Annotated in this window: 6 protein-coding genes; all 6 read right to left on the bottom strand. The window is 62.3% G+C overall.

From position 1 onward, the window contains the following. Positions 1–594: hypothetical protein (locus AC1DO7_RS36785; protein WP_477117267.1), on the bottom strand; the 594-nt coding region annotated here is incomplete at its 3' end. Further along, positions 591–3,422 (bottom strand): toxin VasX, encoded by a 2,832-nt coding sequence (locus AC1DO7_RS36780; RefSeq protein ID WP_477117266.1) that lies wholly within the window; start codon positions 3,420–3,422, stop codon positions 591–593. The genes AC1DO7_RS36780 and AC1DO7_RS36785, both read right to left, overlap by 4 nt. Before the next feature lie 16 nt (positions 3,423–3,438). Then, on the bottom strand, positions 3,439–4,365 hold the full coding sequence (locus tag AC1DO7_RS36775) for a hypothetical protein (protein WP_441624421.1): 927 nt from the start codon (positions 4,363–4,365) through the stop codon (positions 3,439–3,441). After that, positions 4,362–6,488, bottom strand: a complete 2,127-nt coding sequence (locus AC1DO7_RS36770) for a type VI secretion system Vgr family protein (RefSeq protein WP_477117265.1) — start codon at positions 6,486–6,488, stop codon at positions 4,362–4,364. The genes AC1DO7_RS36775 and AC1DO7_RS36770 overlap by 4 nt, the downstream gene beginning before the upstream one ends. A 10-nt stretch (positions 6,489–6,498) precedes the next feature. Next, the gene (locus AC1DO7_RS36765; RefSeq protein ID WP_477117264.1) at positions 6,499–7,605 is read right to left on the bottom strand and encodes a DUF6708 domain-containing protein; all 1,107 of its coding nucleotides are present in this window, start codon (positions 7,603–7,605) and stop codon (positions 6,499–6,501) included. Beyond that, a partial coding sequence (locus AC1DO7_RS36760) for a hypothetical protein (protein WP_477117263.1) occupies positions 7,605–8,636 on the bottom strand: 1,032 nt, incomplete at its 5' end. The genes AC1DO7_RS36765 and AC1DO7_RS36760, both read right to left, overlap by 1 nt.

Here is an 8,636-nt window from a genome sequence, read left to right as displayed (position 1 = left end):
GGCCGAGCGATCGCCGTCGAACAGACCCAGGTTGCCGCAGGCCGCGCAGATTTCGGTCGACGGGTCCATCGTGTAATCGACCCCGATCAGGTACAGCGGATGCCGGCTGGCATAGCCACTGGCAGACACGATGGGGATGTAGCCGGCCAAGGCTTCGAGTTGGTTCCAGTCGAGCACGTGCAGGCGCTCTGTGCCGGGGAAAATGAAATAGAGCTTGCGCGTGCCGCGATGAATGCGGATGAAGGCGCCACGGCTGCGATGTGCGCCGCTGGCAAAGTAAAACAGGAAGGCCATGGCTGGCAACGATGGTGCACTGATCACCAAAGTCCCAACCATCTGAAAGGTTATCTTTTCTTTATCGACAATGGCTAACATGAATAACATCGCAGCGATCGTCACTAAGACGGACATACCGATAAAGCCCGCAGTACTGGTCCGCGTGAAATTCGCATAGGTCTCCAGTTCGACGCACTGATCATTGACGCGACGCACGCCATCGGGCTTGGGCGGCTCACTGATAGCGTGGTTCCGATAGAGCGGCGTGCCGCCCAGACGCAGGCTGGGCGGAAGTCGCTTGATGGTTTCCGCTTTCACAGAGGCGTCCCCACTGGCTCCAGCTTAGCCGGGTCGATGGGATCGGTGAACAGGCCTCCCGAGGAGAACACCAGTGGTGTCGGCGCGCCAGGCTGGTCGATGGCGAGCCCGGGTTGCTCGACCGGGGCGGGCAGGTACAGGTATTTCAGCGCAACCTTGGTGTCCTCGTGCATCTGGATGGCCCAGCCGCATTCCTTGCCGGTATGACCCAGTGGCGTGATCAAGCATTGGCGACGGTAGTCGATGGGGCTGGTACCCGCGGCATAGACAATGGGGCCTTGGACTGGCACAAGCTCGTTGCCTGCCAGGGTGAAGCTGAGTTGGGTTTGGAAATGTTCGGCAGGCATGTCGTTGGTGCCGGGCAACTGGCAATGGATGCGCAGGGTGCCGATCTCATAGCCTGAGGTCTTGTCCCACTCAGCGCTCAGGCGCGGGCGGTAGTAGAGGCCGTGGATGGCATCCAGTTCCTCGCTTCTTGTGTAATGCCGGCGATCGACACCCCAGGCGCTGTGCTTGAGCCATATTTCGACAGGACCGTGTTTGGTCATATCGACGCCGACATTAAAGGCGATGCCAACCCCCAGGGCGACAAGCCCCACCACGGCCCAGCCTGCGGGCGTGAGGCCAAGCACGGCCACTGCCGCCCCGCCACCGGATATCGTAGCGGCTGTCGCGGTGCCGCCGCCCCAGGCCGCCAGCGTCATAACGCCGCCGGCGATGGCAGAACCAAGGTACATGCGGGCCTGTTCGGAATTACTTTCATTGAGGGCATTGACTGCTCTAATGGCATCCGCTGCGGTCGCAATGCCAGCGCCACCTGCGCCGAAAATCGCCACGCCACGCTTGGTGGCGAATATTTTGGCGGTGGTGGCCAAGGCGACATTGCCACGCGCGCCCGCGCGAACGGCGACGACCGTAGCAACAATTTCGATGCCAGCAGCAATGAGCGCGCTAAAAGCACCGATCACTGAAACTGCGTTCGATACTTGAAGCTCGGTCGAATTGAATTGCTTACCCGCTTCCACCATGCCCTTATAAGCAAGCCATCCACCCAACCCGGTGAATAGGTACCCACCAGGCGTGCGCATACGCTTCAGCGTATTGATGAAGATGTTGCCTTCCACCTTGATGGGGCGCGTTGGCGGAAGCGCCAGCCGCTCGATCGGCGCGCTGTCCAGTTCGCGGTAGGTCGTCTCGCCAATCTTGACCCAGTCGTAAACCAGGATCCTGGCGGTCGCCTCCGCTTGCGTGACCTTGGGCATGGGACGCTTCCAAYCGCGCAAGCGTTCGCTCCCGAGCGTCTGGTAACCCTGGAACTCGTAGGCGAAGCGCCACATGTCCGCCAGGCTGAGGTCGTACTGGACAATGGTGGCGTTAAAGCGGATCTCAATGACATGGCGTAGACGGCGCACGAGGATATCCGCCTGCTTGTTCTGCGGCAGCGCCTGCAGCAGGCCGATCAATGCATTGGTAGTGGGGGTGGCGGCATGCTCTTCCATGTACTTGTCCACCACGTCGAACATGTTCTTGGCGATGTCGGCAGTCTTTTCCTGAAGGCGCGCCATCAGAATCTGGCTGCCGTTCGCCAGCGCGAGCCAGTAGGGGCTCTGAGCGGGAGGTATCGACGTCAACTTGGCGAGAGCCCGCTGGCCGTCCTGCGTGTGGACCAGGCTACCGATGCAGTTGAATACCGCTTTTTCGTAATCGCGGGCGTTGTGCAGTATCTTCAGATCGAAACAACTCAGCGCTTTACCCAGTAGTCCGGGAGCTTCGATAAGGTCGACCCAKGACGACACGTCCCTGACCGCCATGTCGATAGCGGTGTCGAAGGCCACTATCCGTTTTTCATAGCGGTCCGGGAAGGCGACGGCGTTGGTGTAGTCGATCAGATTGCGCTGCTTGGCGAGCGCCTTAGCCAGTTCCGGAGAGCTTGCCCGCGGGCTGTTCTTTGCCGCCTGAAAATACCCGGCGATGAATCTTCCGCTCTGCAACTTGTGCGCATTCTCGCCAGCGTACCGGGTTTTTCTTTTGACTTCGGAGGCTGCCAGATAGTGAAGTTCGCCGACCATACCCACGGGGTCTTGCAGGGCAACACCGAGTGGCACCACCTCCTTGCGTGGCGACAGGGTGATATACATGTCGCTGATGATCCGGTTGAAGTCAGGACCGGGGGGCGAGGGCTGGATTTCGCTCCAGGGGTAGTACATCGCTTGGCCGTACGTCGCCGGCATCAGTTCGCGAGTCGCGGTGCCCAGGAGCACTGCATTGAACGCATGCGTCTGTGTGGCGCCGCCCGCAGGTTTGATCTTTGTCGCCAGTTTGTCGCGCAGACCACCGTCATTGGTTTCTATGCGCCAAAGCGTGGCATGCGTGAGGATGGTGTCGGTGGCCAGCACATAGACGGTATCGGCAATCTTGTCCTCTGGGGCGAGCAGGTAGGGTTTTGCACCGGTGGTATCGGGGCGGGCCAAGCGGCCGGGAGCGGCGTCCTGGCAGTCGGCTTCGGTCCACCAGATGGGCGCGAAGCGCACGTCGCTGGTGACCTGGTAATGCTGGGTCCACATGCGGCTGTTCTGGTAATAGAACAGGTAGACATAGGTGCCAGGACGCAAAACACGCAGGCCATACGCCTTGCTGCCCTTTAGTTCCGGATAGCCTTTCACGCTGAGTGTCGGGAAGACTGCGGCTTCGAAGCCCTTGTCRGCGATGCCGTAGCGCAGGGGGTAGACCGGGACGCCGCGCTGGCACGACGGCGGCGAAATGGCGCAATTCCTTGGCTTCTCACTGGGATGCGCGGGTTGAAGTGCTTTTTTGAGGGGCAGGGTCACGGTGGTAATCCTCAAACTAGGGGCACGCGATTTGCTGCAGGCGTTCCTCGGCTTCCTGCAGGCGCTGGCGAGCGGGAACATGGCGGCGGGTCAGGTGGTTTCGCAGCAAGGTGTCATGGGCGAACAACGCCTGGGGATAGACGAAGCGCAGCTCCATGTAGTGGCGCGCATCGCGCTCTAGGAGCAACGCCAGGCTGTCGGCTTCGCGGTCGAAGGCCATCAATTGCGCGTATAACTGCGTCTCCGTGAGCGCACTGGCCAGTGCCGGATGGCGCAAGGTGAACAGACGCGCGGTGTCGCGCATGAACCAGGCGTGGCTGGCCTGATCAAGCGTGGCTTCGTCTTCCGGCGTCAACGTGAGGTGGTGGCCGTCGGCCAGCGCGACGCCAGGCATGGCTGTTGGCGCATCGGCTTGCAGCCACTCGGTGGCGTGCTCGCCGCCGGCACGCCAGATCAAGCGAGCGATGGGACCAAACAGTTGGGCAAGGCGCTCGTTGGGAAGGCTTTCGCCTAGCTCTTCGAGTTGGCGCGATGCGCCAAGGCTGAAGGTAAGCGGCAAACCGTCAGCAGCGATGATCAGGCGCAATTGTCGTAGATGCCCGAGCAATTCCTGTTCGTCATCCGGTCCCAACAGCAGTAAGCCGGCGCGCTGGGGTGCCCAGGTTTCGAGGAAGTGGTTAAACAGGGTGGTGTCCAACGGCACCAGCATGGGGCCCTGCTGGTATCCGGGGGACTCGTACTGCCACGCTGTATCCAGCCACACCCACTGATGGTCGAAACGCTGGGTAAGCCCCCGAACATCGGCCTCCAGCGATTCGCTGCATTCGCCACTGAGCCAAAGCCAAGGGCGGGGTCCGTCTTGCAGCGTCGCCCAGGCCGGGGTCGTGACCACCTTGACGTGTTGCCGCGGCCAGCCTGGCACAGCGTGTTCAGCGGTGCTCATGCGTTTGTCCTTCCGCAGGGGCAAGGTTTGCGTGGGCAACTGCCGTCCGCGCGCATGGCGCATACGCGGTCCAACGCTTGACCGGCCCTGGGTGTGCCAGCCATGGATAGCGGATTCCCGCCGCCACCGCCCGGGTGCGAGATGGGCCCCTTGAATCGAATAGCGATCGCATCCAGGGTGATACCGTTGCCGTCAATGCGCAGCGTGCCGCCGGGCCCCCTGATGATGAGGTGCTCTGCCGCCTTCACTTCATAGCGCGCAGTCTTGCGCTCGATGCTTTGCCCGGCCTGCAGCTTGTCATGGCCCTGCACGGTGGTCTCAGCGTGCCCCTCGATCTCGATCCAGTGGTTGGCGGCAGTCTTGTCGCGGCGGTTGTTGCCCACCTCCTCGGTACGATCCTTGCCAGTCCGGATGGTGTGATTGCGCCCGACGGTCAGGAAGTCGTCCTGGCCGACGTCGTGGCGCCGGTCCTGGCCGACGGTCACCTGCTCGTCGTTGCCCACCGTTTCCTTGCGGTCATGTCCGATGGCAATCGTCTCGTCGTGCTCGACCTGCTCGCTGCGGTCATGCCCGACAAAGGTGGTTTCGTCGTGCCTGACGTGAATGTTCTGGTCCTTCTGCGCGTGGACGAAGATTTCCTCCTGGTCCTTCTCATCCTCGAAGCGCAACTCGTTGTAGCCCTCGCCCTTGTGGGTCTGGCTTTTGATGGTCATGCGGGTCTTGTGGTGCGGCAGCGCGTAGGGTGGCAACTGGTTGGAGCGGTACGTGCGGCCGGTGATGACCGGCTGGTCCGGGTCGCCGTCCCAGAAGTCGACGATCACCTCCTGGCCGATGCGCGGGATGGCCATGTGGCCCCAGGTGGCGCCGGCCCAGTTCTGCGCCACGCGGATCCAGCAGGAGCTGTGCTCGTCATGCTTGCCCTGGCGGTCCCACGGGAACTGGACCTTGACCCGGCCCCACTCGTCGCAGTAGATCTCTTCGCCGGCCGGTCCGACCACGGTGGCCGATTGCGGCCCCTCGATGCACGGTCTGGGCAGGGGCTCGGCGCGCCACTCGGCGCGGTCGGGGACCAGTTCGGCGGTGTAGCTGTAGTGGGTGCCTTGCTCGCTGCCGGCGCTCTCTTCGGCCTGGCTGGTGTGCTGCACGCCGTGGTGGCGCATGCGTATGGGGCGCCAGCCGTGGTTCATGTCGCCGCGGGGGTGGCCGGTGAGTTCGAAGGACAGGCCGGGCACCAGGCGCGGGTCGTCGCCCTCGACGCGGGCAAGGCGGGCGTCGCGGCGGTGGCCGCGCAGGCGCGCTTCGGTGAAGGGGCGGCCCGCCTCGTCACGCTTGTAGCGGCCCGGGTAGGCGTAGTGCGCGTAATGCGTCTTCTGGTGGTCCAGGTCGGCGCCGAGCGGAGCATGTTCCTGGTCGTACTGGGGATGGGTGAAGGTGTAGTCGCGCTGGGTGAGGCGTGCCGTAAGCACGTTCTCGGTGTAGGTGAAGCGGCGCAGGGCGGGCTCGGGCTGGTCGCCGCCGGGGGTGGGGTTGTAGAGGACGGGACCGCCGGCGATGCGGCCCTGCACGAACAGGCGGTCGCTGTGGATCAGGCGGTGGCCGTCGGCGTCGTGGCGGAAGGCAAAGTAGAAGCCCTCCTCGCGGGCAATGCGTTCGAGGAAATGCAGGTCGGTGTCGCCGGCCTGCACGCAGTACTCGCGTGGCAGGTGCTCGGCGGTGACGATCTGCTCGTAGCGGTTGGCCAGTCCGTGGTCCTTGAGTGCGCGCTGGAGGATCTCGGGTACGGAGAGGGTCTGGAAGATGCGCCAGTCGGAGGACAGACGCAGGCGGGCGAGGCCGGGCTCGACCACGGCGCGGTAGCGCGTCCGCCTGAAGCCGGTGTCGCCCTGCGCGAAGCGGCTGACCAGCCCATGGACATGGCGCACCGGTTCGTCGCCACGCCAGAGGGTGAGCAGGGCGGGCTGGTCGAGGATGGTGGCGAAGTCGAGGTCGGGGTCGGCATGGGYCARCTGCACGTCGAGRCGGAAGGTCTCGGAGAGGGCTTCGTCGAGATCGAACTCGATGACCTCAAAGTCYASCCCGCCGAYGAYGGCGAAGGTGAAGCGCAGGTCGGATTGGSKTGCCATGCTATCTCCATTACGTCTTTGCGACGTGCTTGCGATCTGGGCGCCGACCAGGACGCACGGCCCAGCGGTGCGCGTTGGCCAATAGCTGCTCGCGGATGTCTGGCGGGTAGTTGTSGGCAGTGGACAAGGCGGGTATGGGCTTGCCCGGCAGGCCGGCCTCGCGGATGACCTTGGGCCAGCGCGGTCGCCAGCACAGCAGCAGCGATGCCCAGTGGGACAAGCCGAGGATGATGAAAGCCGGCGAAATCATCAGGCAGCCGACCCAGATGAGGGGACCGCCTTCGCGCAGGAAGGGCCCCAAGGCCTCGAACTGCGCGATGAAGGCTTGCCACGGCAGCGGCAGTTGCGAGCTGATGCGTGGTTCTGGGATAGCCGACAGGCCGCCCTCGTCCATGTAGCGGCGGATGAATTCCCATTCCGCCTGCAAATCCGCCTCACCGCTGCTTTGCTTGCCGACAAAGGCTATGACGGGAAAGGGCAGCGGCGTGTCGTCGGCGAACCAGCCGAGAAGCAAGCGCTGGCCGGCGACTTCCATCGAACTGACGCCCTCCCAGGGCACAACGACAATCCCTCCACAGCTAGGAGGGCGATGCAGATAGACCTGCTGCGTGACACGGTTGAAGCGGATCAGCAGATGGCGGGAGGTCAGCACTTCCAGTCGCGTGAAGCGAAAGGCGTATTTGAAATAGAACCAGAGGGGGACTCCGGAAAGGAGCGTTCCGAATATTGCCATGATGATGTCGCTGGCAGTTAGTGCCCTGCCAAACACGGTTTCGTTGCCCATGATAACGGCCCAGAAGATGGGCAAGTCCATATCAATCCAAATGCCAAACAGCAGATAAATGACGGCACCTGAAACAAGAGTTACCAGACCGCGCTTATCCTCCATGCCGCCAGAACGCATTTCCAGATAGATGTCGTTGCAGGCATAGACCGGACCTCGCGTCTTGGCCTGTGCGAACCGTTTTGCCGCCTGATTCGCTTTGTCTTCGGCCACGGACTCTTCATAGACGGGCTCCACGACCGGTCGGCTTGGACCAGGGTCCTCCACATTTTTCTTGTACCACTCATCGGACTTGATATTGCCCAGCCACATGATCCACTCGGCGAAATACATCAAAGCACCTCTTGCAGTCCGCCGTAGAGCCCGGCAAGTTCTTGTGCCGTATCCTTGTACAGCTTTTCCCCATTGAACTTGGGTCCACGATATATCGTCCGCTTGCACCATTTCTGCAGGGCATCGTCATCGAAAATCGCGATAAGCACAGTGACGACAATTGTCACCCAGGTGCCACGGAGCAATATTCTTCGCATCATTAGAGCGACAGCTTCCTTACCCAGGTAGGCCGCTATGTTGGCGAGGAAGTTAATCCCAGAGAACCAGCGAGTATTTATCGCACGTTCGGCTAGCAACTTGAACATCGGTCCGGCCGCTGCAAATGCGATGCCGGCTTGACTCGCTATCATGGCGATTGATACCGCGAAGCGGATTCGATAAGCCATCCACAGCAGTGTATTTCCCTGTTTTTCAGCTTCGACGCCATCGGACCAGTCGTACCTAACGAGATAGATGCCCGCTGTCGTAGCCAGCGCGCCACCCCACAACTTGAGTCCACCAAGAAAGACGGTAGCGCCCACGCCCGTCGTACTGGCGGCGGCATATTGGCGCAACACGATCTCCGTGCCGCAGGCCAACACCTCCAGACCGGCCGCGAAGGTTGTTATTGCGGCTGCGGCCAACTCCGCTTTTTCCTTTTCGTCCTTGGTCCCTTTGAGCCACTTATGGCCGAGCAGGGCGGCCTCGAACACAAGCAGCCAGCCACTGGCGCGCACTTTGTAGAATTCACTGGAGCGGGCGTCCACCAGTTCGGTGGCGAAGGCGAAGTTGACATTGCGCTTCACGTGCGCGCGCAAGACCTTGGGGTCGGCGCTGCGCCCGATCGCCTGTAGTTCCTTGAGCCGCAGTTTGACGGCTTGCTTGCCGATGCCGGCGGCCAGCAACGAGCGGCTGAAACCGTGGACGAACCACTCCATGCCCTTGGGCGCGTGGCGCAATGTCTGACGCCCCAGGCTGGTGTACCAGGCGAGTGCGCCGCCGGCGAGCCTGGCATGGCCGGCCTTTTCCATTTCCTCGTACAGCCCGTTGGC

The sequence above is a fragment of the Cupriavidus sp. 05N40 genome, from assembly GCF_056397305.1.
Note: the sequence above shows the minus strand (reverse complement) of the source record. Positions and strands in the feature narration are given on the sequence as shown.